Here is a 24247-nt window from a genome sequence, read left to right as displayed (position 1 = left end):
CCGATGGATGTTTTACTTAGGAGGGTTTCCTGTGTTAGACGTGAAAATATTGCGCAGTGATTACAGCCGTGTGGAAGAAGCGCTGAAAAACCGCGGCAAATCACTTGATTTGATTGCGGATTTCCCAAAGCTTGACGCACGCCGCCGTGAGCTGTTGCAGGAGAGCGAAAGTCTGAAGAACCGACGCAATACTGTGTCGGCCGAAGTGGCTAAGCTGAAAAAAAATCGTGAGAATGCAGATGATCTGATTTTGGAAATGCGTGAAGTTTCAGACCGGATTAAAGGCATGGATGAAGAAGTGCGTGAGCTGGAAAGCCAAATTTCCGAGCTCAGTTCGGCGATTCCTAATATTCCTCACGAAAGTGTGCCTGTAGGAGCATCGGAGGAAGAAAATGTAGAGCTTCGTCGCTGGTCCGAGCCTAGAAATTTTGATTTTGAGCCGAAAGCACACTGGGATCTCGCTCAATCTCTCGACATTCTTGATTTTGAAGCTGGTGCCAAGGTAACGGGATCACGCTTTACGTTCTATAAGGGCCTAGGAGCTCGCTTGGAACGTGCACTGATCAACTTCATGATGGATCTTCATAGTGAGCACGGTTATGAAGAGATGCTGCCTCCATATATCGTCAACCGGGACAGCCTGTACGGTACAGGTCAGCTTCCTAAATTTGAAGAGGACCTCTTTAAGCTGGATGACTCTGATTATTATCTCATTCCGACGGCAGAAGTACCTGTAACGAACTATCACCGTGAGGAGATTTTGAACACAGAGGATCTCCCCAAAAGATATGTAGCTTACAGCTCTTGCTTCCGTTCAGAGGCTGGAGCGGCAGGACGCGATACGCGCGGCCTTATTCGTCAGCACCAGTTCAACAAAGTGGAGATGGTGAAGATTGTGCATCCGGATTCATCCTTTGATGAGCTGGAGCGAATGACAGTTGATGCGGAACGCGTTCTTCAGCTGCTGAATCTCCCATACCGTGTGCTTGTATTGTGTACCGGGGATATGGGCTTTGGCTCCATGAAAACATACGATCTAGAGGTATGGCTTCCGGAGAGCGGTGTATATCGTGAAATTTCCTCATGTTCGAATATAGGTGATTTCCAGGCTCGTCGTGCCAACATTCGTTTCCGTCCGGAACCGAAATCGAAACCAGAGTTTGTACACACGTTGAACGGCTCTGGACTCGCTGTGGGTAGAACAGTAGCTGCTATTCTGGAAAATTATCAACAAGCCGACGGCAGTGTTGTCATTCCTGAAGTGCTGCGTCCATATATGAGAAATGTAAGTGTCATTGAACCAAAGAAATAGCTTGCAGTAATAATATTGTTTGTGGTAAAATAATTAATGCACGTGATTAATCATTTTATCACTTGGAGAGGTACCGAAGCGGTCATAACGGGGCGGTCTTGAAAACCGTTAGAGTGCAAGCTCACATGGGTTCGAATCCCATCCTCTCCGCCATACATACACAATAACCGTTTCCTAATTAGGAGACGGTTTTTTTGTTTTTTCAAATGGCTTCACGCACATTTACAGATACGGTACAGCTTTAGCCGTTTTTCTTATTTTTTGTAAAGTATAAAAAGAAACGCATCTCCGCAATTTAAAGACAAGGGGAGGTGTGATATATGAACTCAGAGCTAAATGTTGATCAGGCAGATTTGGTGAATGCGTGGCAGGAAAGATTGCCCACGGTACTGAAGCCTGGCGATCATGCCGAAGTGGCTGCCGATATGGCGAACCCTCATGCTGTTCGGATTCACATTGATGCGGCTGGAAGGCAGGATTATTCCTTCGATTTTGAATGCCGCTACGTGGATTCCAGAGAAGTTGAGGTTAAGCTGGTCGATGTAGAGCGGGCAGGCGTTGTTATTGATGAGCGTAATGAGAACATTCAGGGAATGGCTGGAGATTATACCCGTCATATACACGAGTGTGCGCAGGCACTTCAACAAATAACGAACCCTTAGGCAGTTTACGGCTACATTCTTCGACGAACTTCATAATAGGAGATGAGAAGAGCTGTAGAGCAATGGATTCCGCATGAAACGGAGGGTTAGAAGCTATGAGTAAACCAAAGTCCATACCGGTGCCGGAGGCTCAAAAGCCGCAAAGAAGACGTAAAGATAATGGAGAAGGTGGAGTACAGGAACCGATGACCGGGTCGCACCGAGCCAAAATTCACAAACAATCCGGGCATTATAACCCAGAGGGGTAGTGTTATTCATTTTTATCATGTATTCAGAGGCTTCCTGTCGTAAGGACAGGGGCCTTTTGCTGTTGTTTTTAATCTATTTCAAAAATTTTCATGAAAGGGATGAAACCTATTCCTTAATTTTCCGTATAAAGAACATGTAAGCTTCATCGGGGCCCCACCTTTTGATGAATGAGTGAATATTCGCAATTATTATTTTTTCTTCCATATTTGAAGAAAGGAAAATGAATGTAAAAAATATTTTGCAAATATTCCATAAAGTGTTTCTCATTTTGTCGAAATGGTTTATGATTAAGAGGTCTTGTTATTTTTTATGGTTATGAGGGGAGAGAAAGAGTAATGAATAAAAAGTTTGGAGTGGTGATGCTGTCACTGCTGTTAACTTTGACAGTTGTGCTGTCAGGCTGTGCGAAGAAGCTAGAACCTAAAGAGGCAATGAATACTGCTGCTGCTAACGCTATGCAGATGACGTCTTACGAGATGAAGAGCAGCATCGTTATCGAAGACCTGCAAATGAAGGTGGCAGCTACCGAGGGTAATCCTAACGTTGATCAAGCTCTTACTATGTTGAAGAACGCTGAGTTGACATTGACTGGTATCCACCAAGCAGAGCCTCAACAAACTGAAATGCAAATGGGGATCAATCTGAAGGGCGATATGGCCATGTCTTTCAACATTGATATGGTCATGACCAAAGAGAAGATCTATGTGAAAATTCCAAGCATTCCGATGCTTCCATTCCCTGAGGATGTTGTAGGTAAGTATCTCGTTATGGATTTGAAAGAACTTGCTGAACAAGCTGGGGAAACATTCAATCCGGAAAGTCTGGATGCTCAGAAGTCCCAGAAACTTGCAACCGAACTCCTGAACGCTTTGACCGCTGAATATGATCAAGCGAAATACTTCAAACAAATCGAAACCAAGGATGCTAAGCTTCCAGAGGGTGTAGATGCGAAACAAGTTGTACAATTCTATATTACCAATGAGAACGTTAACGATGCATTGGATATTTTGGTAAATAAAGCTGCTCCGAAGATTGTGGATATCATAGGCAAAGATGAGTACCGTGATATGCTGAGTCTGACTAAAGAAGACATCGAGCAAGCGAAGAAAGAAGTAAGCTCGGTAGATCAAGGTGAGTTCAAGAAAGGTCTGGAAGAACTCCAGAAATACCTGAAAATCAACACGTTTAACATTACCACAGCAATTGACAAGAAAGATTTCCCGGTTTACCAGGATCTTGTAATGAATGTTGACTTCAGTGATCCTGAAACGCAGGATACAGTGAAGCTTGCTATGAAAGGCAGCACGCAATACAGCAAAATCAACGAGAAGCAAACATTCAAAATCGGAATTCCTAATGATGCTGACGTGATTACCATGGAGCAGTTTGAGGAAGCCATGGGCGCTTATTAATTCCTAATTACGATTAAACAAAAACCCGGCCTAAGGGAACTGGCCGGGTTTTTTGCTGTTGTGTAACAGCTTATTTGAATTTTTAGGGAATATTGTGAAAGCCGAAAGTCATTTACCTCTCAGGCGCCGAAAGAACTGAGTTAGAAGGGCTGCACACTCCTCTTGCAGTACACCTTCGATTACTTCGGTACGATGGTTAAAACGCGATTCCTGGAGGAGATTCATGAGTGTACCAGCACAGCCTGCCTTGGGGTCTAACGTGCCGTAAATAAGCTGGGGTACTCTGGATTGGACAATGGCCCCTGCACACATAGGACAAGGCTCCAGGGTAACGTACAGGCGGCAATCAAGCAGCCTCCAGGCGCCAAGGTGACGGCTAGCATCGCGAATGGCAACCATTTCTGCGTGTGCAGTAGCATCAAAGGTAGTTTCGCGTAAGTTGTAACCACGGCCGATGATCTCATCATCATGAACAATTACGGCTCCGATAGGGACTTCACCAAGCTCCTCTGCTTTTCGGGCTTCAGCAATGGCCTCACTCATCCAGTATTCATGATTATAATTATCCACAGTGTGCGGATCAATTAATTTTAAACTCAATGCAATATCTCCTCTCAGTCTAGGACTAAAGTAATTGTTATACAACGAACGTCCATTCGTTTGTTAACATGATGTGGACACTTTTGTGGATAAATAAAAAGTTATGCACAAACTTATGCACATAATCCACAGAAAACATGTGTATTTGTTAGCAATCTGTGGACACTTCTGTGGAAAAAACAGATGTTTTGCTTCTTTATTGTAGAGAAAGAACTTCTCAAGATCAATAAATCCATACTCTTTAACTCACACCACCGATACGTATGCCAAAAATTCTTTTCAAACCACCTAACTCACGTTATCATAAATTATGACAGGCTATACCCAGTTCATTGTCAACGAAGTGCCGAAAGGTGTAGATTAATTTGTCCATCAAGACAAAATTATCATTGATCATGTCCATATCTGTGCTTTTTATTTTGTTGCTTAACATCGCGCTTAATTTTTATACAACACAAGAGAATTTAAGGCAGGACAGTGAGACCAAGATGGTTATGGCTGCTACCCAGATTGCAATCACGGTGGAGCAAACGGAGTACAGTTCCAGGTATGTAGACGGAGTATTTGGGGATCTGCTTCGGGTCGCATCCGTAAATGCTGCTAAAATGCTGGATCCCGACATTGCGAATATAACCAATGAAGATCTTGTTAAACTCAGTGAAGAGCTCGGAGTTACTCATATTTCTCTTTTAGTCGAGACGAGTGATGATATAGTAGTTGCCCGTTCCACCGAAGCTGAAGAAATCGGCTTGTCTACCCGATCATGGGGCTACTGGTACACAGCCTTTCAAGAGCTGGTTAAGTATAAGGAGGTACGTTCGGTCAAGGAAGGACAGACTAATAAGCACTTTTGGTCTGGGCCATTTGAATTTTCGATGGCTATGCCGGAGTTTATTGATAAATGGGGATATTATTATGACGGCAAGCGTAATTACATTATCGATCCCTATATCCGTAGCACGGACATCAAGGATTTTTTCAAAATAACAAGTCCGGACATCGTTATTCAGCAGACCATTAAATCCAACCCTCGCATATTGGAAGTTACGGGCATTAACCCGAATACTTTTGGTAATATTTTTATGGAGAAGGATGGAACCGATAAAATTCACTATAAACTGAGCAACCGCCCCATCAAATTTGGGAAATATGGCTACGGCACTTTAAAGGAAGATCAGGCCGCAGTTAAGCAATCGGTGACGAATAATGAAAATGTAGTTTTTGTCAGTACGGTGAATGGGAAGAAAGTGATGAAAAGTTTTATCCCGATCCAAATCGAAAATAAGGCTCCTTATGTCATCAGTGTGGTTATGGACTATGAAGCCATCTCTTCTGTGATGCGGGAGCAGATGATTAGTCTGGTCGCTATTTCGCTTGTTCTTCTGGAAATTGTTATATTCGGCAGCTATATTGTGGCTGGCTATTTTACAAAACCGATTCAAGCTATACTGGGTACTGTAAATGAGGTTGCCGATGGAAACTTTGAGCGGCGTTTGGAAGTAACGAGCCGGGATGAACTCGGACAGTTGTCCGGGCGAATTAATGCAATGACCCGCAACTTGGGGCATTATACAAGCCAATTGAAACAAATGGTAGATGAAAATCAGTCGGTCAAGGAATATTTGGAATCTGTTATCAATCAGACGGCGGATGCGATTCATACGATGGACATGTATGGAAAAATCACAAGTGTGAACAAGGCGTTTGAACAGTTATATGGTTGGAATAGTCATGAGGTGATTGGCCGGAAACTTGAAATGATACCTGCTGAGATGGAAGATGAGGAGAGAGAGCGGTGGAGACGGCTTAGAGCTGGAGAGCGGCTAGGATCGGTCGAAACCGTTCGGTTGCGTAAGGATGGTAGTGTGATTGAAGTTAGTATCAGCACATCTCCGATACAGGACGAGACGGGAAATATTACGTCGATAGTTAGTGTGTCACGGGATGTGACGGAACGTAACCGGATGGAGGAAATGCTGCGGCGATCTGAGAAACTGACGACAGTCGGACAGCTGGCCGCTGGTGTAGCTCATGAAATCCGCAATCCGCTAACTACGTTGCGCGGCTTTATGCAGCTCCAGCAACAAACCCATAAAGTTAATCCGGATCATATCAGTTTGATGCTGTCCGAGCTGGACCGGATTAACCTAATTGTAAGTGAGTTTCTCATATTGGCTAAGCCGCAGGCGGTCTGCTTTCAGGAAAAGGACCTACAGGTTATTATGAATGATGTAATCTCGCTGCTGGGTAGTCAGGCCCGTTTATACGGGATTGAGTTTAGTTTCAACTACATGAATGAGCCGGCGTTGGTACACTGTGAGGAGAACCAGTTGAAGCAGGTGTTCATCAATGTGCTTAAAAATGCGGTGGAAGCTATGCCGGATGGCGGTTATGTTACGATAGAGATGACAAAACCGTCTTCAGAGCAGGTGGCTGTCCGAATTATCGATAAGGGAGAGGGCATTTCTGAAGATATGATGCCCCATGTCGGTGAACCATTCATTACCAGCAAAGAAACGGGTACAGGTCTTGGACTTATGGTCAGTCAGCGAATTATACAAGGTCATCAAGGCACTCTGGAGATTGAAAGTAAAGAGGGCGTAGGCACAATGGTGACCATCCTGTTGCCGGCTGCTGCTAAAGGTGATCGGGCGTAGCACATAAATTTGAGTATAGATGGAGAGGATGACATCTTGAGGATTAATAAATTCATCAGTGAGACAGGCTTCTGTTCCCGCCGGGAAGCGGACAAGCTTGTGGAGAGTGGCCAGGTCACGATTAACGGAGTAAAGGCCGTGCTGGGCAGCCAGGCGGAGGAAGGCGATGACGTTCGAGTGAACGGTCGACAGCTAAGCGAGAAGAAGGCACAGCATGTTTATATCGCCCTGAACAAGCCTGTGGGCATTACGAGTACTACGGAGTCCCACATCAAGGGGAATATCGTTGATTTTGTAGGCCATACCGAGCGGATCTTTCCGGTTGGCAGGCTGGATAAGGATTCCGAAGGCTTGATTCTGCTTACAAGTGACGGGGATATCGTGAATAAAATACTGCGTTCTGAAGGTAGACATGAGAAGGAATATATCGTTACTGTAGACCGTCCGCTGACGGAGGCTTTTATTAGAGGCATGTCGAGCGGGGTGAAGATACTTGGGGAGATGACACTTCCCTGTACCATCACACGGATGTCGGAGCGGGTGTTTCGTATCATTTTAACCGAGGGTAAAAATCGTCAAATCCGGCGTATGTGCAGCGCTTTTGGTTACGAGGTGAGAAAGCTGCAGCGTATCCGGATTATGAATATCCGACTAGGCAGTCAGAAGACGGGGTCATGGCGTGACCTTTCAGATCTAGAAAAGCAGGAGCTCGGTAAGCTTCTTAACTATACACTGACCTAAATAGCAAACAACCGGCTCTCGGGAACGTCTGCCTGAGAGCCGGTTGTTTTTTTAATTAGATGGATCATCTTTTGATTTGGTCACGTTGGTATACGTATTGTGACTCGAATATTTACGAATAATAGATACTTCCACCCGTCGGTTTTTGGATTTGCCTTCTACGGTTTCGTTGGTCGCTATCGGGTGATACTCTCCGTAACCGACTGACATAAACCGTTTCGGATCAAGTGACGGATTCTCGAGAAGGATCTTCATGAATTGCATCGCCCGGTCAGAACTCAAATCCCAGTTGGATGGATACTTGCTGGTGTTCATCGGGACATCGTCAGTATGACCGGATACGATAATATCGAAGTCCGGGAATTGCTGGAGCATGTTCGACATCTCTTTTGCCAGCTTGCTTGCCTCTGGCTTCACAACCGCTTCGCCTGGAGCAAACAGCGCATTATCCCGGATGGTGATCATCAGCTGTGAATGATTCAGCTTGGTGTTTAATTCGGTACTTAAACCATTGTTTTTAATATAACTATCCAGCTGTTTCTTCAGCTTCTCCAAATCCTCCTGCTCCTGCTTCATAAGTTTTTCGCGTTTCTTATCATCAGATTTCGGGGTTGGGATGGAGTTCATTGCCTTGTTATTACCTTTATCAGCTGGATCATTGCTCGGTTCCGTCTTGCTGTAATCAAGAACCCCGGTTCCGCCAGTCAGGGCAATATTGAATGCATCGCTCATTTCTTGAAACTTTTTAGCGTCCGTCGCGCTCATCGAGTATAGAACCAAGAACAACGCAAACAATAGGGTAAGCAGATCTGCATACGGAAGCAGCCAGGACTCGTCAGCATGCTCTTCGTGGGGCTCGTGTCTAGTCTTTTTGCTCACTAGAACCAGCCTCCCTTTGATTCATTTTAAGGCGCTCAGAAGGGGTCAGGAAGACGGACAGCTTCTGGCTTATGGCAATCGTTGATACACCTGATTGGATAGAGAGAAGCCCTTCCACCATCATCAGGCGAATCTCCACTTCGCGTTTGGACAAACGTTTTAGCTTGTTAGCAATTGGATGGCAGATAACATATCCGGTAAAAATACCGAGCATGGTGGCGATAAAAGCTGCACCGATCGCATGAGCAAGTACTGCCATATCAGTCATATCAGCCAGGGCGGCAATCAGACCGATAACCGCACCCAATACCCCTAGGGATGGTGCGTACATACCAGCTTGGGAAAAGATAAGGGCGCCTGAGCGGTGCCGTTCTTCTGTGGCGTTAATGTCTTCCATTAACACGTCGCTTACAAATTCCTGATCGTTGCCGTCAATAATCATGCGCATCCCGTTACGGAGAAAGGGATCGTTGATTTCCTCGACTTTTGATTCGAGCGCGAGCAATCCCTCGCGGCGGGTAATGGAGGCATACTCCATGAAGAGTGTAATCAAATCTGTTTTATTCATTAGCTTTTGCTTCACGAAGGTCATTTTGATAAGCTTAGGAAACTTTTTAAGCTCCACCAGCGGAAAGCCTATAAACAGTGTAGCAGCGGTTCCGCCCAATATAATGAGATAGGCAGCGGGATTAGCTAATGCAGTAATGGACGCACCCTTTAAAATCATTCCGACCAGTACTGACACAAGACCGAGCAGTAAACCTATGATTGTTGAAATTTCCATAATACACCTCATCCATGAGAAATAAATAACGAATCCATTCGTTCTGAGCCCTTCTGAAGAGACAGCATTGTGCAAATGAGCGCATTACACTATTTATCGTCAGGTTGGCGTTTTTTTTTTAGCTGTAATTTCCGGTATAATAGAAGCAAGGGAAACTTGCAGGTATGAAGTGACAGAAAGGAGTGAGAGAGATGGGTGTTAAGCATGGGCGTGATTACGGTGATATTTTGACAGATTTGACTGAGGCGGTCGGACGTATTCCAGACAGTTACGTTTTTTTTGAAATGGAATCGGAGGATTGGAGCAACCTTAACGATACGGAGAAAAACGAGGTTCATGAGGCACTAGCGGAGGATTTATTTTATGGGCTAGGCACAGAGCCTGTCATATCAGTAGGCAGTGGAGTTGTCATTCACGATCAGACAAACCATCGGATAAATATTTTAATTGGGGAGGAAGAATTGGCGTTTGTAGCTCTCGTCTAGCTGAAGTAATGAAGTAAAGATCAGAGGAATAGAATAGATGAATAATTAGTCCCGCTTTGGTGGGAGAGGTTTTTTTTGGGGAGGAAGATAAAATGCTGTATACACAGCAGGAAGTTGAAACACATCTGGAAAGACTTGAAGGCTGGGAATTGGAGCAGGGACGATGGATTATCCGTAAATATACTTTTCCTGCATTTATGAAAGGGATTGCTTTTGTGGATGAAGTCGCTGCGATCTCGGAGGCATTCGGTCACCATCCCTACATTACAATCGATTACAAAACCGTGACGCTACGTCTGACTTCTTGGGATGAAGGCGGTATTACGGCTGTAGATATCAAAGAGGCACAGCAGTTTAACGAGGCATACGAAAAAAGCCGCTCCAAGGACAATAAGGAGCAGGATTAGCAGCAGCGGATATTTATATAAAAAACACGCTTGGAACGGGAGCGGTCCTGTCCAAGCGTGTTTTTCTGCTTATTATTTTTTCTCAGACAGATAAAGTGCAAGGTTGGCAACTTCCTCAGGTTTAAGTTGATCTTTAAAGGCAGGCATACCTTTACGCCCCTTCGTGATCACGCTAAACAATGCATCAGTGTCCATATGTCCGCCTACTTGCTGGAGAGCTGGTCCTGCTCCGCCCTGGAGCTGATCACCATGACAAGTAATGCAGCTGGCTTTCAACGTAGCTTCAGCCGCCGCCGCGTCCAAAGTTACCTCAGGCATTGTTGGTTTTGCTTCTTCAGCTACTTCTTCTTTCCCTGGAAGCGTAAACATCAGCGCAAGGGCCAACGCACATGCGACGAAGAACAATCCGCCCATAATCCATTTTTGCATCGTCATATCGTCCCTTCTTATGTATACTGCAATTGATTCTATTATAAACGAACATACAAAGACATCATAGCAGTTGTGACAAAAAAAGCAACATAACAACGCTTTCTTTGACTAAAATTACACAAAATTGTGCTATTTTTCATAGTCATAATGGTTTCAGATGGAATTTCCGGAATCGTCTCTGGACATATAAACCATGCAATGAAAAAGAGCTTTGCCAGTCGGAGTCATCCGTTCGTACGTATCCGTAACATGGAAACCGACTTTGGAGTATGTACGGATTGCACGCTCATTCCAAGTTAAGACCTCAAGGTCAATCTCATCCTCAGGACGCCGCTGCCTGGCCACATCCACAATAGACTGCACAAATCGTTTACCCATTCCGAGTCCACACCAATCAGGTCGCATACCAAGACCAATCCGCGTAACGCCTTCCATTGGGAACAACTGTGCGAATCCCCACATCCGCTGTTCTTCATCGAGTATGGATACATACTGCTGCTCGCGGATGTCCGGATCGCCAAACTCGATACCAAGTCCTTTCATTTGCTCCCAGGGGAGCCAGCCGTAGATATTATAAGGAGATGGGTAGGTCCAGCTGCAAATCTCCGCTGCATGATACGAGTCCATTGGAACCGCATAAAACCGTTGTGCCATGGGAAGCAAAGGTCATTCTCCTTTCATGATTTACGAAATAAGAAGAAAACACCCGCTAAAAGAAGGGATGCTTCTCTTCGCGGGTATATTTGTATGATATAAATGATTTCAAATTATTCAGACACGTGGCTTTCGTATGCTGAATCATCCATAATTCGCTTGGCGCCGATATAACGCTCCGCATAATAACTGTCACCCAGTCGGTTGGTCACGACCCCTCTTGAAGTGGAGGAGTGGGCAAATTGATCATCCCCGATATAAATACCTACATGGGATACGCCCTGACCTGATGTATTGAAAAATACGAGGTCCCCCGGGCGAAGGTCTTCGCGGGATACGGCCACACCCATCTCAAATTGGGAGCCTGACTGATGGGGAAGCTTCATTCCCATTGCTGAGAATATGTACATTGTAAATCCAGAACAGTCAAAACCGCTTGTTGACGTACCACCATAGCTGTATCTTGTCCCTAGCACATTATCGATTTCTTGATCCAGCTTACTGTCGGCAAAAGCGCTGCCTAAGCCTGCCGTGAACAGCATCGTAAGGCCTAACACGGTCGCACTGAACTTCTTAAGCATAAATAACTCCTTCCGCTGCCTGCGAGGTTAGCTGTAGGGTTCGGTTGAAGGTCCCCTATGATCCCTTAGTAGCAAGATCAATTCACCCGTGGTTGGATCCCCCGCTTCCATTGCTCTGGAATTTGGCATATGCATTCTATGTATAAAAGCCCTTACAATAATGACAAAGTTATTACATTGAATATTCTATCAGAGGGCCTGTCCACTTGGCAATTGTTTATTGCTGTCTTTTGAATAGAATAGATAGATATCCGTGTCGAATTATTGTCATAAAAAATTTCTCGTAAAGGTGCAAACTTTTTCCCTATTTCACACGTTATAAAAGTATAAAGAAAAAGCCGCGAAGGAGATTGTGGTGAATCTCATTCGGGCTTAAGTAAACTTTTGTTTATGAAATTAATTGTAGTTCACAGCGGCGGATTTGTATTTGCTCGGGCTCATGACCCGCTTGGCGCCAATGTAACGCTTGCCAAAATAGCTGGAGTTGATTGCGGTGATGGTGACACCGCGGGAACTTGAGGAATGTGCAAATTTGCCACCACCTACATAGATCCCTACATGGGATACACCTTTGCCTGAGGTGTTGAAGAATACAAGATCGCCGGCTTTCAGTTGGCTCTTCGGTACTGCAGTCCCAACTTTATACTGGGATGCCGATGAATGCGGCAAAGTCATCCCGAGTTTCTTGAACACATAACTTGTAAATCCAGAGCAATCGAATCCTTTGGTTGTGGTTCCACCCGATTTATAAGAGACGCCAATGACGGGTTTGATTGCGCTGTTTAACTTGGAATCCGCGAAAGCGCTTCCGGTACCTAGCGTAAGGGCGAGAGCCAGACCGAGTGAAACGGCTGTTAGCTTCTTTTTCAAGTGATAAGCTCCTTCCAATGCCTGCGAGGTTAGCTTAAGGGTTCGGCTGAAGGTTAGCCTATGATCCCTCTGTTGCGAGATCAATTCACCCAAGACGGTTCCCCCGTTTCCCGTTGGAACGGGAATTCGGCTTCTTAAGATATGAAAAATTATAAGTACAATGATAGTTCATCCATATGAAATAGTTACAGGAAAGATGACAAAGTTGTTACTAACACATTCGTTATTTTAACAGAGTATTAACTTTTTGGCAATCGAGGAAAGTATATTTGAACAAAAAAATTCCGTTCTTCCTAGTGGAGAACGGAATTTTTTTGTTTTGTTGGCTAGCATTATGCATCTTTTGAGATTAACAGTAACATATAATGCATGAATTTAAGGTGAAAATTGGTTTTTTAATTGGGGATGAGAATTATGAATGGATGATTCAGGTTTCTTATGGATATGTGAACATCTTTTAAATTTGACGACTGTGAGTATGCCATACATGATATTGAGCGGTAACGCTCCACAACTGGAATAGACTACTCACAAAATAGGAGGTCTGCTGAATGATTAATCCGATCAGACCTGACCATAGGAAGGACATACCGCTGAGCAGAAGGAGAAGAGCTATCGCTGTTCCGCCGATCGTAATGGAGATGAGCATAGCCTTTCCGATGTGACGGAGACAGACCATCAGAGCGGATATCATGCCCATGCCAGCTGTTTTGCCGAACTGCATATAAAGAAAGAACAAATGAATGAGATACGCATACAACAGCCAACAGACGAAGTAAGGAGCGATCTTTAGCAACGTAGACGGGTCGCGAATGGCAGCTAATAGTGAAGGTAACATTTTCGGCACCAGCCAATATGCGGGGGTAAAGGTCAGAATCGTCTCAACCACATAAAATAAAGTTACCGGTTTCCATAGCTGACGGATGCCCTTGAAGAAGAACAGACCTCGCTCACCTTTCGTCTCTTGATGGAGATTGTAAAATATACCAGCATGAATAAGAGGAGTCAGAAGCATCCGGATGATCAGCATACAGATGAGTATCCAGGCATAGGTATGAACGTCGTTGCTTTGAGTCAGGGCCCTTTCGCCCTCATAAAAATACAACAGCTTACTAAGCTCATTCGGAGCAGGGTCCGGGAATCGCATCAGAAGCGGAACGACGGCTGATTTGACAAGGCGATACAGGCAATATCCCCACAGAAGGCGATACAGAAACAGAAGAATAATAACATAGAACTGATCTTTCACACTGGTCCAGCCTTTGCCTGCGTAGCTTTTCATGTTCTCCCCCCTTACCATGACAGGCTGCCGAACAGTGTCTCCACCAGCTTGGTGATGCTCAGGTTCCAGCGCGTGACAACTTTCGGATCCATTCCCGCCTTCATATAGTTATTGATGTGTTTGTTCTCGAGCACGATTGAGTATTTCGGATCAACCATTGCCCAGAGTAGTGGAGATTTATGCTTGATTTCATACTGGGTTTTTCCGTTCTTGCCGTCCCACACCTTTTCAACCGTCTTCCCGTCCTCAAATGCAAATCTGATCGGGATGTTGGAGACGGTGCCGCCCTTGCTCACGATGGTCACAATCGTCTTATAGGCGGGGTCTTCCCGGGTTCCGGTATTTTGGGTCTGAATGTTCTCCACAGCGACGTCAGCCATCAGGTTACCGTATACATATTGGTCAAAATAAGGCTGCCACGATTGTTTGGTGATTTGCTCCACAACCTGTAGAAAATCTTTAGTTGTCGGATGTTTGAAGCGGTATTTTTTCGCATAAGTCATCATGATTTTGTCCATCGTCTGTGTGCCGACCAGGCGTTCAATGTCCTGCAGCACCAGCTTGCCGCGTGTGTAGACGTTCAAAGCGTATTTTTCGTGAGATCCGTATTTCCAAGATTCCTGTTTAAGCGGCTCAGGCGAGGATATGGCCGCAGCTTGTGCTGCCGTGTTAGTGGTTAATCCGTATTCCTGCTCCATTACCCGATCCTCGGCATAGGAGGTGAATCCTTCGTCGAGCCAGGCCTCCTCGAACTCATTGTTCGCGATCATGCCGTAAAAATATTGGTGTCCGATTTCATGGATGATCGTGCGCTCTAGCTCGTACCCTGGCGAATCGTCCTTGGCTCCGAAAGCGGTCACCAGCGTCGGATATTCCATACCGCCCGCGCCGTTTCCAGCGTCTGGAGGCACTACAATGGACAACGTAGCGTACGGATAGGAGCCGTACCATTTACCGTAAGAGGATAAAGCTGCTTTGGCAGCATCAAAATAGCGGTCTTTCAGGTCTTTATGCACCGGATCAAGGTAAAGCTTAATGCGGACACCGGGTACACCAGGTGCGGAAAATGCCTCTTCCGCTACGACAAAATTGGGCGAGGTTGCCCAGGCAAAGTCATGAACATCGTCTGCGTAGAATTGGTAGACCTTCTCACCGTTTGATTTTGTGGCCGGTTTAGTCGGAAAACCAGTGGCTGCAACAATATAGTTCTCCGGCACCCGGATACGGACGCTGTAAATGCCGAAGTCAGCATAAAACTCAGAGTTTCCATGGTATTGATGGAGATTCCAACCTTCCTCCGTGCGATCGCGAACTCCCGCAGGCTCGTATACGCTGATTTTCGGAAACCATTGTCCAGCCATTACAAAATCATCAGCTGTACCCATACGTGCAAAGATTTTGGGCATATCGACTTCAAATTCCATATTCAGCGTAATGCTCTCCCCGCCTTTAACAGAACGCGGCAGACGCAGCTTCACCAGGCTTTTGTCCTTCGCGTTGCCATCATCAGGCTGCACAAATTGGAGACGGTTGAGCAGAGATAGCCCTTCAATTGTTTTGATCCCCGTAATCGTCATGGATCCGAATCCGTCCTCAGGCATACGGTCTGATCGAAGTCTGCCACCAGATTCCTTCATAAACGTGGTTTCTTTGGATGCAAAAGCATTAGGGTAAAGATGAAAGTAAAGCTCGTTTACGGCTTTTTCACCAGGATGAGTCCAGGTTATCGTCTGTTTTCCCTTCAATTTGTTTTCGCCCGGCTCAAACCTGACATCCATGTGATATTCAACCAGTCTGTTGCTCAGTGCAGGAGCAGGTACATCGTACTGAGCTTTAGGCGGGGAGAGTGGGGCTTTCTCCACTATCGCAGGCTTGCCCAATTCTGGAGCGAGAACAGGCGCTGAAACATGGATACCCTGCAGAAATAACAGCATTGACCCTCCGAGGAGACCGAGGGCGAGCAGGGATGAAAGAAAGACTTTGGCGCGTGGTGGGACCATATCGAACAACCTCCCGTTGACAAGCATCTATAGCATGTATATGTTTGCTTTTAGGCGATTATTAGTTAAAATAAAATTATTGGGACTAGTTATTTAGAAGAATGAGCAAGGCGGAGGTCTCTTCCGTCCTTATATAGGAGGTTTTGCTGTAATGGAGAATGAGGAACAAACAGGTAAGAAGCAGATTGCCCTTAACATCATAAGCAGTAAAAGCAAGCACAAAGGGTTCGGAGCAGGCTCCATTGATCTGAACAGTGTATCTCCGGTCATCATTGACGGCGGAGTAGCAAAAATTGAGATTGGTGCAATGCACGCGAAGAGCAAGGTGGAACGTGGCATTAAGTTCTCTACCAACCGGGAGGATGTGCCTAACGGCCGTCAGCTGTGGATTGTATGGGTAGCTGTAGATCGTACAGCTGAGGGACAGCACTATGGCGGTATGACCGCATGTGAGATGTGGATCGATCAGGAAGCGAAGCGGGGCTGGAAAATCCTCGCTGACCATGTGAATAAGCTGGATGCGGCATTGAAGCGCAAAATAATTCTTGATGGGTTGGGTAACGTGGAGAAACAAGCACTGAAGGATCTGCTGATCTCCAAAAACGAGGAATGGTGGAATGCCTCTTCTGACGAGTTTAAACAGGCGCTCGATACAGAATCGGAATAATAAATTGAGGAAGCCCGGTGCGGATAAGATCCGTCCGGGCTTTTATTTAAGGGATAAGAAAAGTATAAGCTTTGGAGTAAGCTACATCTTTAGCTCGCAAGAATAACTACCGCTAAGTGCGGTCTGTATTCTAAAAGGGGAGCTTGTACGTAAACGTTTTATTCTTATCAAGCAAAGGGTGACTCCAATTAAAGGTCAACTTCTGATTTTTAAATCCGGTGTATGTCAGACCGTCGCCGACATAGCCGACTTCATTTGGAGGATATTCTTCAATCAGCTTCTTTGCCTCATCATCCAGCTGCAGGTTTTGATAAATCAGAATGGATTGCTTGGCTGTAGGATGAACAATAAATAGCGTTGCTTCTTTATAAGGGCGGACTAGTAGAAACTCCGGCTCGATTGCTTCCACAACGAAATCATCCTTTACACCGGTAATGGCCTCAAGATTATACGTTTTGACTACCTTCCCAGTAGGGTGGACAAGCTGCAGGGTGCTGCCGTTCATGATCACTACATTTCCTTTATAGTCGTCTATATTCGGTTTCGTATTGCGGCCGCTAAAGTTAGCGTAATTGGTGCTGCCTGCGTTAACAATCTTTCCGTTATAAATGAGGACACGAGTGTGAGACTCATGAATATGCGGTTCGCCGTAAGAGTTGTTTATATCCACCACGTAGCTGGAGGGATTAATCTTACGGGGGTTGATACTGAGCAGATCAATATGCTCTATTGAAGCCTTGCCGGCTTTCTTCGGGACACTACCGGCTTGGCCAGTTAGTATTGTACCGTCATCACGGCTTAACCAGAAGATCATGCCGCCGACAGCTCCGGAAGCATATTGTTTGCTTCCTTGAAGCGAAACCTTGGATTTACCGTTCCACTTTACTGGGATTCCAAAGCTTTTGGCCAGGAGTGAAGTTGGAACATACGTGACGCCATGTCTCACTACCGGGGTAGCTTCAAGGGCAATGGCCGTTCCCTTGGCATTTACCGCTTTGGACTGACCGGGAGCAATACGGACAGACTCCAAGGGACTGTTAATATACACATATTTCTTGTTAGGTGTCAGTGTAATTTTAAGATCGAGATACTCTGACAGCTCCTTGAGTGGAACAAATACAACTCCGTTTTTCTTAAACGGGGCATTTTTCAGTTCCAAATCCCAGGATGTTTTTTGGCTTTCTTTCTGGGTCGCTGCTGCAGAAGCCGCTTGTGCTGAACCTGAAAGGACACCAGATAAAGGCGTGAGACCAAGCGTCAGAGCCAGCACTGCAGCCCAGGCTATTTTATATGACTGTGTTGATTTCATTATATACACCTCCACAAGTGATATATACTAGACGCCTCCTGAATGGGAAAAGTTTCATATTTGAAGTTTGAAGTAGTGCCCCTGAGATCGATTTCTGCTTTCTTAGGAATCTTCGGATGGCGCGATTTCACCATATACAACGCTGCCTTTATACATGACAGCTTTCCTTGGAGATCTCCTCGCCACAGCTTCTGCGGCGCAGCTTGCTGCCACAAGCACACAGCTTGCTTCATCACCAACCGCAGGCCATATGCGGGTTCCGTTACGATCTAGTGGCAGTACGCCATCTGTAATGAAGCTTAGTGCCTCAGCAAGCTTACGTTCGCTTCTCCAGCCGTAGCATTCTGCAAAGATGCTTGCACGCTCTAAATTATCTCCAGTACCAAACGGCGACCAGTGATCTGTAATGCTGTCTTGTCCAATAACAACCTTCGCTCCTCGCTCATAGAGTAGTGGCAGGGGCATTGTCATCGTTCCTATCGGAACTGTTGTAGCAAGTGTGATCTCTAGTTCAGCAAAAAGATCTGCTATATCACTAACAAGCGAAGCAGGTACTGCAGCTAGACCAAAGCCATGACTAATCGTCACTCTTCCTTGCCAACCAATTTCTCGAGTAAGGGCGGCTAAGCGTCGCATCGTAAATATCCCCAGATGACCGGCATCATGCAAGTGCATATCAATATCTGCATTTGCATCAACCGCTAGCTGTACCATCGCATCGAGCGAAGCTTCGATATTCCCATCCACGGTAGCAGGATCGAGTCCACCGACCAGATGTGCACCTGATCTCAATGCTTCGCGTACAAGTGGAACTGAATCTGAGCGCAAAAGCCCGTGTTGAGGAAATGCGACAATTTCACATGTACATTTATCTTGATAAGACTCTAATGCTTGCAAGGTAGCTTCTAAATTGCGCAGGCCGGTAGTCGGTTCAATATTACAATGGGTACGCACATGTGTGGAGCCATTTTTCAGGACTAGTTCTAGAAGTCGTTCCGCACGTTCCTTCGCCGTTGGAAGCAGGGTAGAGAGCAGTACTTTTTCCTCTTCAATCCGTGAAAAGACTCCATTCGGTGCTGGACGAACAGCTTGCCACGGACCGCCATAGTACGTTTTATCCAAGTGGATGTGCATTTCTCTAAAAGCAGGTAGCAGAAGCTGTGCATGAGCATCATAGCAAGGGAGTTCGGAGTGAAAAGGAGTCTTGGCTGTTACAATCTCAGCGAACTTGCCTGCGTTAATTCTCACATGGCATCTTTCGGTTAAAGTGGATACGATCTCTTCGCCTTCAAAAGCATAACCGTTCTCAAGGAGTAGGTTAGTAATCCAGTATTCCGTATGCATAAATATCCCGCCTTTGTTTATGTAATTCGTGAATCGGTCACATTTATATTCGAGTATTCTTTGAGTAGATTCAGTAGGTTGTCTACATTGCCCTTTCCTGCTTCCTTAATGAGCTGTTTATTCAATTAGTTGCTCTCCTTTTGTGATTCACAGACTTATGTTAGCATAGCACCATATATATGAAAATTAGGAAGAGCATATAATAAACTCGAAATTGCTTTCGTGTGACGGTTTGATAATACCATTCCACCAGCTGAAGGGAGATTCGTTCATGAATAAACAGTTTATTACATTAGTCGTTAGTTTGCTGGTCGTCTCCATGTTCTCGGTAGATGCACAGGTAGCGGAAAAAGGGTACGGCAAAGAGGTTGGTACGACCGTTATGTCTTACAACATTCATCATGGGGTCGGTATAGATGGAGAGCTAAGCCTGAACAGAATTGCAGATGTCATTCGTGATTCCGGTGCAGAAATTGTAGGCCTTCAGGAAGTGGACCGGTTTTACGGAACTCGGAGTGACTTTAAAGACCAAGCGAAGGAGTTAGCGAGCCTAGTCGGGTATCACTATGCCTTCGGTGCTAATCTTGATTTCGATCCGTGGGAAGGACAGACGAATAATAGGCAGTACGGCACGGCCATCCTTAGTAAATATCCTATCCTTCATTCAGAGAATATTCTGCTCAGCAGCTTCGGAAAAGAGCAGCGAGGCGTCCTGCATGCTGTTGTGAACATACGGGGTATTCATGTGGATGTGTACAACACTCATCTTGGGCTGGATGTCCCGAGTCGTATGGCTCAGGTACAGGAAATAATGGATCTAGCTTCTGCCTCAAACGGTCCGGCTTTATTGACGGGGGATTTTAATGCGGAGCCTGACAGTGAGGAGATTCAGCTGCTGTTAAATAACGGCTTATTCGTAAACAGCTTTCAGGGGATTGATGATGCATACACGTTCCCAGTACTTAATCCGTCTGAAATTATCGATTACATTCTGATGTCTCCTGCTGTTCAGCATGCTAACCAGCGTGTAATACATACGGAGGCTTCCGATCATCTGCCGATCGCAACCGATGTAATATTCAAACGGTAGAAATCACAGCGCTCTGTAGAAGTTTGGGATCAACCATATGAATCGATTCCGCAGTTATAGCAAAAGAAACCCCTTGTCTCTTGGAGCTGAGAGACAGGGGGTTTTTGTGTGCATGGAACTTGTCAGGATGAAGATGGCGTTTTGTCTTTGCCCATCAGGATCGTCAGTCCGAGAATCGTTACGAGAATCGTTGCACCCATATCGGAAATAATGGCGATCCATAAGGTAAGAAGGCCGGGAATCGTCAGCAGCAGGGCAATGGCCTTCAGCGATAACGAAATGCCAATATTCCAGCGGATAATGCGATTTACCCTTCTCGCCGTCCGGATTGCGTTCGGAAGCTTGCCAAGGTGATCCTGCATCAACACCACATCAGCGGTCTCGATGGCACTGTCTGTTCCTTTTCCCATAGCAATCCCTAAATCCGCTGCCGCAAGCGCAGGAGCATCGTTGATGCCGTCTCCGACCATACCGGTCTTTTGTTTGCGTGCCAGCTCTTTAATCTTGGCAACTTTCTCCTCAGGGAGCAAACTTGCAAAATAGCTTGTAACACCCGACTGATTGGCTATGGATCGAGCAGATTGCTCGTGGTCTCCTGTAAGCATGACGGTGTTTGTGATGCCGGCTTCATGCAGCTGGGAGATAACTTTGGGTGTTTCTGCACGGATTTCGTCGGCCAAACCGAACAGACCGAGTACAGAATGCTCGTCAGCCGCTACGATAATCGTATATCCCTGCTCTTTCAGCTTTCGGATATCTTCGCGTACAGCGGACATGGCGCTCTCTTGCTCACCGTGTACATAACGGAGCACATCCTCGCTGCCAACCCAATACAGATTTCCGCCAACCTCAGCACGCACGCCTTCTCCTGGCAGCACCGTGGTCTGCAGTGGCTCTGTAAATGTCTTTTTCGGCTGCTTGGCAGCCAAGTGTTTCATGACTGCTTTCGCCAGCGGATGTAAGGAGGACTGTTCTATAGAGCCAGTGATGGCATAAAATTTCTCCTCATCATATACCGTTTCAGCGTATACAGCAGGCTCGCCGCGTGTTAGCGTACCAGTCTTATCAAAAGCGATGGCTTCAAGCCGCCCGAGCTGCTCCATATGAACGCCGCCTTTGACCAAAATCCCGTTGCGGGCGGACCGGGTCATACCGCTGACCAGTGCAATCGGGGATGAGAGTACCAAAGAACAAGGACAGCCGACAATGAGGATGGAGAGACCCTGGTACACCCATGTCATCCAAGGCTGGCCAAATAGAGGTGGGATTAGGGCGACAGCCAAAGCAATGATCATGATTGCTGGCGTGTAATATTTGGCGAACTTGTCGATGAACAGCTCAGTCGGAGTTTTGCTATCCTGTGCTTCTTGGACCAGATGCATAATCTTAGCGAGGGAAGAGTCCTCGTAGGCTTTGGTGACCTCTATGTTCAGCAGGCCATCAGTACTGATGCTGCCGCCGAACACGGTATCGCCTTCCCGCTTCGTCACCGGCACAGACTCACCGGTAATGGCGGCCTCATTGACCGCTCCGGTGCCTTGTGAAATGACTCCGTCGGAAGGAATCTTTTCTCCTGGACGGACACGTACAATGTCGCCTGGAGAAAGACTCGTAATCGGCACACGCACGGTCTGACCGTCCTTGAGCAATTCCGCCTCTTTTGGGGCAGCGGCAAGCAGAGCTTCCATCGACTGGCGGGCACGATTCATGCCGTAGCCTTCGAGCATCTCGTTAAGACCGAACAAGATGGCTACAAGCGTCGCTTCTCGCCATTCCCCGATGATCACGGCACCGACCAGTGCCACCGTCATAAGCGTATCCATATTAAATTTGAACTTCGTCAAGTTTCGGAGTCCTCGCAGGAACGTGGTATAACCGCTCAGAATCATGGCCGCAGCATACAAGGTAATAATGACGGGAGCCGGTACATTGTTTTCCAAAACAAACGTAAGAAGATAAAAGATAGCCGAAATCGAAAGCACCCATTTCATGGTTCGGCCTGAGCTGTGGCTATGGTCGTGTCCATGGCCTTCACTGTGATCGTGACCGTGATCATGTTGATGAGCGTGGGCGCTGTGGTCGTGACTATGTCCATGTGGGTGGGCAGCGCCTGAAGCTGTGGCGGCACTATGATCTGCCATGTAAATAATACGGGCCCCGTCGCTTTTTAAAATGCCTTCCACACGGCGTAGGTCCACATTCGGTGAAAGAGTCAGCTTTCCGCTGTTATAGCTCAGTTTTGCATTCTGACCATGTTCAAGCTTCTGAATTTCTTCCTGCATTTCACGTGTGCAGTTTGGACAGGAAAGACCCTGGATGCGGTATTCTTTCTGGTCCTCATCTTTTTCTTTGCCGTTCTGTGCGGATTCGTTATAAGTGCTCATGCTTACACCTTCTCCTTCTGATGCTCCAGTGTCATATGAAGCAGGGTGCGGATATGATCGTCCTTTAAGGAATAAAACACATTTTTACCTTCTTTGCGTGATTTGGCGATATGCTTATTCTTCAATGTTCGAAGATGGTGGGAGGCCGTTGCGGTGGAGCTCCCAAGCACCTCCGCTACATCGCATACGCACAGCTCGCCACCCCGGTCCAGCATATATGTGACCTTAACCCGAGTAGGGTCAGCGAGAGCCTTGAAAATTTCGGTCATGCCGATGATGTCATCTTCGGATATAGCCTGCTTCAGCTGCGATACCGTCTCGGCAGTAGGGCAAAATGTTTCGCAAATATCTTGTGTCTCGTCAAAGGATATCAGATCCGTTTTGGCAGTCACCCTCATTACCTCCCATTGTAGTTCCATGAAACCTCGCTATTCGGATTCCCAGACCATTATATTCAAACGATAGTTTGATTGTTATCTTGAATATAACCCAAAATCATTCGTTATTCAAACGTTGGTTTGATTGTTGTTGCTAAGTGCGGTCTGTCTACTTTGAAGTACGTCGATAGTCGTTTTTCTTATCGACCACGGACACATACGGGTTCCCTTGGATATAAAAACGCCAAGGCTTAGCCGCATACTCTTCCGCATAAGGAATGTTAATACGTGGTCCCTGAACGATCGAAAAGTTAGAGGTTTCTTCGCCTAATTCAAGATATAGCGGTCCATCCATATGGTTCAGCTGGCAGCCGTTCAGACTTTTATCGATACGGAGAGCACGGCATAGCTTACCAGGCCCATTGCTCAGATTGGCAGCTTTGCCAGCAGGAAGCTTACCGCGGTATAGCTGCATTAGCTCCGCGTCGCGGGCTGTCAAAGGCTCTACGGCCCGAATCAGGACCGCATGCGGATCATCTTCGTCACCGGTGACCACATTGACGCAGTGATACATGCCGTAGATTAGATACACATAACATGCGCCACCTGCCTGGAACATCATCTCCGTTCGGGGTGTTCGTCTGGCGCCAAATGCGTGAGAGTCTTCTTTGCCTCCGTAACTTTCTGTTTCCACGATTTTGCACCGAATATCGCCGTCCTCGGTACAGCGGACCAGCGTCTGTCCAAGAAGTTTGGGCGCGGCTTCAAGGGCGGTGGCGGTATAAATAGAAGACGGCAGAGGCCAGCCATAGAGCTGTGAGTTATCTTTTTTATTTGAATTCATCAGGAAGTACCTTTCTTTGTTAAGTACGAATCTCATATAGAATCTTTATATATAGTATAAACAAATTCGAGCATACCTCTTCGAGTGGCACGTAAGCCGTAAACAAGAAAATGCTTCCATTCCTATACCGTCACACTTATACTAGTACCTGAAATAGTGCCAGAATCACATACTCTGGAAGTTATACGATGTATGCTTAGGGCGAGCATACCATGCTCACATATA

24 protein-coding genes, 1 tRNA gene and 2 riboswitches are annotated in these 24247 nt (G+C 46.1%); of the genes, 11 read left to right on the top strand and 14 right to left on the bottom strand.

The window, feature by feature from the left end:
* Positions 1-31 precede the first annotated feature (31 nt).
* From serS to AC2TF5_RS27450, 5 genes are all read left to right on the top strand, one after another.
* The gene (serS, locus tag AC2TF5_RS27470) at positions 32-1312 is read left to right on the top strand and encodes a serine--tRNA ligase (protein ID WP_491300210.1); all 1281 of its coding nucleotides are present in this window, start codon (positions 32-34) and stop codon (positions 1310-1312) included.
* A gap of 64 nt (positions 1313-1376) precedes the next feature.
* Positions 1377-1465, top strand: a tRNA-Ser gene (locus AC2TF5_RS27465).
* A 167-nt stretch (positions 1466-1632) separates the two neighbouring features.
* Complete coding sequence (locus AC2TF5_RS27460) at positions 1633-1974, top strand: hypothetical protein (protein WP_491300209.1); 342 nt, start codon at positions 1633-1635, stop codon at positions 1972-1974.
* A 95-nt stretch (positions 1975-2069) separates the two neighbouring features.
* The gene (locus tag AC2TF5_RS27455) at positions 2070-2222 is read left to right on the top strand and encodes a small acid-soluble spore protein P (protein WP_241931417.1); all 153 of its coding nucleotides are present in this window, start codon (positions 2070-2072) and stop codon (positions 2220-2222) included.
* Between the two features lie 336 nt (positions 2223-2558).
* Positions 2559-3635 (top strand): DUF6612 family protein, encoded by a 1077-nt coding sequence (locus AC2TF5_RS27450; RefSeq protein ID WP_491300208.1) that lies wholly within the window; start codon positions 2559-2561, stop codon positions 3633-3635.
* Between the two features lie 108 nt (positions 3636-3743).
* On the opposite strand, the gene tadA is transcribed toward AC2TF5_RS27450, so the two are convergent.
* Entirely contained in the window at positions 3744-4178 is a 435-nt protein-coding gene (gene tadA, locus AC2TF5_RS27445) for a tRNA adenosine(34) deaminase TadA (protein WP_491303026.1), read from the bottom strand.
* Positions 4179-4600: 422 nt separating this feature from the next.
* On the opposite strand from tadA, the gene AC2TF5_RS27440 reads away from it, so the two are divergent.
* Positions 4601-6892, top strand: coding sequence for a PAS domain S-box protein (locus tag AC2TF5_RS27440; RefSeq protein ID WP_491300207.1), 2292 nt, complete (start codon positions 4601-4603; stop codon positions 6890-6892).
* Between the two features lie 36 nt (positions 6893-6928).
* Positions 6929-7633, top strand: a complete 705-nt coding sequence (rluF, locus tag AC2TF5_RS27435) for a 23S rRNA pseudouridine(2604) synthase RluF (RefSeq protein WP_491300206.1) — start codon at positions 6929-6931, stop codon at positions 7631-7633.
* A 51-nt stretch (positions 7634-7684) separates the two neighbouring features.
* Here the strand turns inward: rluF and motB are convergent, their stop codons facing one another.
* Both motB and motA read right to left on the bottom strand, forming a co-directional pair.
* A complete protein-coding gene (motB, locus tag AC2TF5_RS27430) occupies positions 7685-8512 on the bottom strand; it encodes a flagellar motor protein MotB (protein WP_491300205.1) in 828 nt (275 codons plus the stop codon).
* Positions 8496-9296, bottom strand: coding sequence for a flagellar motor stator protein MotA (gene motA / locus AC2TF5_RS27425; protein ID WP_491300204.1), 801 nt, complete (start codon positions 9294-9296; stop codon positions 8496-8498). Before motA ends, motB begins: the two co-directional genes overlap by 17 nt.
* Before the next feature lie 191 nt (positions 9297-9487).
* On the opposite strand from motA, the gene AC2TF5_RS27420 reads away from it, so the two are divergent.
* Together AC2TF5_RS27420 and AC2TF5_RS27415 are read left to right on the top strand one after the other, a co-directional pair.
* Entirely contained in the window at positions 9488-9781 is a 294-nt protein-coding gene (locus AC2TF5_RS27420; RefSeq protein WP_491300203.1) for a hypothetical protein, read from the top strand.
* 92 nt (positions 9782-9873) lie between these two features.
* Entirely contained in the window at positions 9874-10188 is a 315-nt protein-coding gene (locus AC2TF5_RS27415; protein ID WP_208916667.1) for a 4a-hydroxytetrahydrobiopterin dehydratase, read from the top strand.
* 72 nt (positions 10189-10260) lie between these two features.
* Here the strand turns inward: AC2TF5_RS27415 and AC2TF5_RS27410 are convergent, their stop codons facing one another.
* The 6 genes from AC2TF5_RS27410 to AC2TF5_RS27385 all read right to left on the bottom strand — a co-directional run bounded on the left by AC2TF5_RS27410 (position 10261) and on the right by AC2TF5_RS27385 (position 16007).
* The gene (locus AC2TF5_RS27410; RefSeq protein WP_491303025.1) at positions 10261-10617 is read right to left on the bottom strand and encodes a c-type cytochrome; all 357 of its coding nucleotides are present in this window, start codon (positions 10615-10617) and stop codon (positions 10261-10263) included.
* 156 nt (positions 10618-10773) lie between these two features.
* Complete coding sequence (locus tag AC2TF5_RS27405) at positions 10774-11274, bottom strand: GNAT family N-acetyltransferase (protein WP_491303024.1); 501 nt, start codon at positions 11272-11274, stop codon at positions 10774-10776.
* Positions 11275-11387: 113 nt separating this feature from the next.
* On the bottom strand, positions 11388-11855 hold the full coding sequence (locus AC2TF5_RS27400; protein ID WP_491300202.1) for a C40 family peptidase: 468 nt from the start codon (positions 11853-11855) through the stop codon (positions 11388-11390).
* A gap of 1 nt (position 11856) precedes the next feature.
* Positions 11857-11993, bottom strand: a riboswitch (cyclic di-AMP (ydaO/yuaA leader).
* A gap of 258 nt (positions 11994-12251) precedes the next feature.
* Positions 12252-12725 carry a C40 family peptidase gene (locus AC2TF5_RS27395; RefSeq protein WP_491300201.1) on the bottom strand — a complete coding sequence of 158 codons (474 nt, stop codon included), beginning with the start codon at positions 12723-12725 and terminating at the stop codon, positions 12252-12254.
* Between the two features lie 3 nt (positions 12726-12728).
* Positions 12729-12867, bottom strand: a riboswitch (cyclic di-AMP (ydaO/yuaA leader).
* Between the two features lie 315 nt (positions 12868-13182).
* Positions 13183-14007, bottom strand: a complete 825-nt coding sequence (locus AC2TF5_RS27390) for a hypothetical protein (RefSeq protein WP_491300200.1) — start codon at positions 14005-14007, stop codon at positions 13183-13185.
* 11 nt (positions 14008-14018) lie between these two features.
* Positions 14019-16007 carry a M1 family metallopeptidase gene (locus AC2TF5_RS27385; RefSeq protein ID WP_491300199.1) on the bottom strand — a complete coding sequence of 663 codons (1989 nt, stop codon included), beginning with the start codon at positions 16005-16007 and terminating at the stop codon, positions 14019-14021.
* A gap of 151 nt (positions 16008-16158) precedes the next feature.
* Here AC2TF5_RS27385 and AC2TF5_RS27380 point away from each other — a divergent pair, with 151 nt between their 5' ends.
* Positions 16159-16674, top strand: coding sequence for a YwhD family protein (locus AC2TF5_RS27380; protein WP_491300198.1), 516 nt, complete (start codon positions 16159-16161; stop codon positions 16672-16674).
* Positions 16675-16804: 130 nt separating this feature from the next.
* Here AC2TF5_RS27380 and AC2TF5_RS27375 read toward each other — a convergent pair whose 3' ends face one another.
* Together AC2TF5_RS27375 and AC2TF5_RS27370 are read right to left on the bottom strand one after the other, a co-directional pair.
* Positions 16805-17983, bottom strand: coding sequence for a copper amine oxidase N-terminal domain-containing protein (locus AC2TF5_RS27375; protein WP_491300197.1), 1179 nt, complete (start codon positions 17981-17983; stop codon positions 16805-16807).
* A gap of 102 nt (positions 17984-18085) precedes the next feature.
* Positions 18086-19327 carry an amidohydrolase gene (locus AC2TF5_RS27370; RefSeq protein ID WP_491300196.1) on the bottom strand — a complete coding sequence of 414 codons (1242 nt, stop codon included), beginning with the start codon at positions 19325-19327 and terminating at the stop codon, positions 18086-18088.
* Positions 19328-19598: 271 nt separating this feature from the next.
* Here AC2TF5_RS27370 and AC2TF5_RS27365 point away from each other — a divergent pair, with 271 nt between their 5' ends.
* Positions 19599-20417 (top strand): endonuclease/exonuclease/phosphatase family protein, encoded by an 819-nt coding sequence (locus AC2TF5_RS27365; RefSeq protein WP_491300195.1) that lies wholly within the window; start codon positions 19599-19601, stop codon positions 20415-20417.
* A 122-nt stretch (positions 20418-20539) separates the two neighbouring features.
* On the opposite strand, the gene AC2TF5_RS27360 is transcribed toward AC2TF5_RS27365, so the two are convergent.
* The 3 genes from AC2TF5_RS27360 to AC2TF5_RS27350 all read right to left on the bottom strand — a co-directional run bounded on the left by AC2TF5_RS27360 (position 20540) and on the right by AC2TF5_RS27350 (position 24022).
* Positions 20540-22801, bottom strand: a complete 2262-nt coding sequence (locus tag AC2TF5_RS27360; protein ID WP_491300194.1) for a heavy metal translocating P-type ATPase — start codon at positions 22799-22801, stop codon at positions 20540-20542.
* 2 nt (positions 22802-22803) lie between these two features.
* Positions 22804-23199 (bottom strand): ArsR/SmtB family transcription factor, encoded by a 396-nt coding sequence (locus AC2TF5_RS27355; RefSeq protein WP_491303023.1) that lies wholly within the window; start codon positions 23197-23199, stop codon positions 22804-22806.
* 148 nt (positions 23200-23347) lie between these two features.
* Positions 23348-24022: a DNA-3-methyladenine glycosylase gene (locus AC2TF5_RS27350; protein ID WP_491300193.1), complete on the bottom strand. Its 675-nt coding sequence runs from the start codon at positions 24020-24022 to the stop codon at positions 23348-23350.
* Positions 24023-24247 lie beyond the last annotated feature (225 nt).

It is taken from the genome of Paenibacillus sp. JNUCC 34, assembly GCF_058269055.1.
Note: the sequence above shows the minus strand (reverse complement) of the source record. Positions and strands in the feature narration are given on the sequence as shown.

Coding starts and splice junctions, on each gene's coding strand:
- AC2TF5_RS27355 (WP_491303023.1), bottom strand. CDS start 23,199: ATGAGGGTGACTGCCAAAACGGATCTGATATCCTTTGACGAGACACAA.
- AC2TF5_RS27350 (WP_491300193.1), bottom strand. CDS start 24,022: ATGAATTCAAATAAAAAAGATAACTCACAGCTCTATGGCTGGCCTCTG.
- AC2TF5_RS27410 (WP_491303025.1), bottom strand. CDS start 10,617: ATGCAAAAATGGATTATGGGCGGATTGTTCTTCGTCGCATGTGCGTTG.
- AC2TF5_RS27370 (WP_491300196.1), bottom strand. CDS start 19,327: ATGCATACGGAATACTGGATTACTAACCTACTCCTTGAGAACGGTTAT.
- AC2TF5_RS27365 (WP_491300195.1), top strand. CDS start 19,599: ATGAATAAACAGTTTATTACATTAGTCGTTAGTTTGCTGGTCGTCTCC.
- AC2TF5_RS27385 (WP_491300199.1), bottom strand. CDS start 16,007: ATGGTCCCACCACGCGCCAAAGTCTTTCTTTCATCCCTGCTCGCCCTC.
- AC2TF5_RS27360 (WP_491300194.1), bottom strand. CDS start 22,801: ATGAGCACTTATAACGAATCCGCACAGAACGGCAAAGAAAAAGATGAG.
- tadA (WP_491303026.1), bottom strand. CDS start 4,178: ATGAGTGAGGCCATTGCTGAAGCCCGAAAAGCAGAGGAGCTTGGTGAA.
- motA (WP_491300204.1), bottom strand. CDS start 9,296: ATGGAAATTTCAACAATCATAGGTTTACTGCTCGGTCTTGTGTCAGTA.
- AC2TF5_RS27380 (WP_491300198.1), top strand. CDS start 16,159: ATGGAGAATGAGGAACAAACAGGTAAGAAGCAGATTGCCCTTAACATC.
- AC2TF5_RS27400 (WP_491300202.1), bottom strand. CDS start 11,855: ATGCTTAAGAAGTTCAGTGCGACCGTGTTAGGCCTTACGATGCTGTTC.
- AC2TF5_RS27460 (WP_491300209.1), top strand. CDS start 1,633: ATGAACTCAGAGCTAAATGTTGATCAGGCAGATTTGGTGAATGCGTGG.
- AC2TF5_RS27390 (WP_491300200.1), bottom strand. CDS start 14,007: ATGAAAAGCTACGCAGGCAAAGGCTGGACCAGTGTGAAAGATCAGTTC.
- AC2TF5_RS27415 (WP_208916667.1), top strand. CDS start 9,874: ATGCTGTATACACAGCAGGAAGTTGAAACACATCTGGAAAGACTTGAA.
- AC2TF5_RS27455 (WP_241931417.1), top strand. CDS start 2,070: ATGAGTAAACCAAAGTCCATACCGGTGCCGGAGGCTCAAAAGCCGCAA.
- AC2TF5_RS27450 (WP_491300208.1), top strand. CDS start 2,559: ATGAATAAAAAGTTTGGAGTGGTGATGCTGTCACTGCTGTTAACTTTG.
- AC2TF5_RS27420 (WP_491300203.1), top strand. CDS start 9,488: ATGGGTGTTAAGCATGGGCGTGATTACGGTGATATTTTGACAGATTTG.
- AC2TF5_RS27405 (WP_491303024.1), bottom strand. CDS start 11,274: ATGGCACAACGGTTTTATGCGGTTCCAATGGACTCGTATCATGCAGCG.
- AC2TF5_RS27375 (WP_491300197.1), bottom strand. CDS start 17,983: ATGAAATCAACACAGTCATATAAAATAGCCTGGGCTGCAGTGCTGGCT.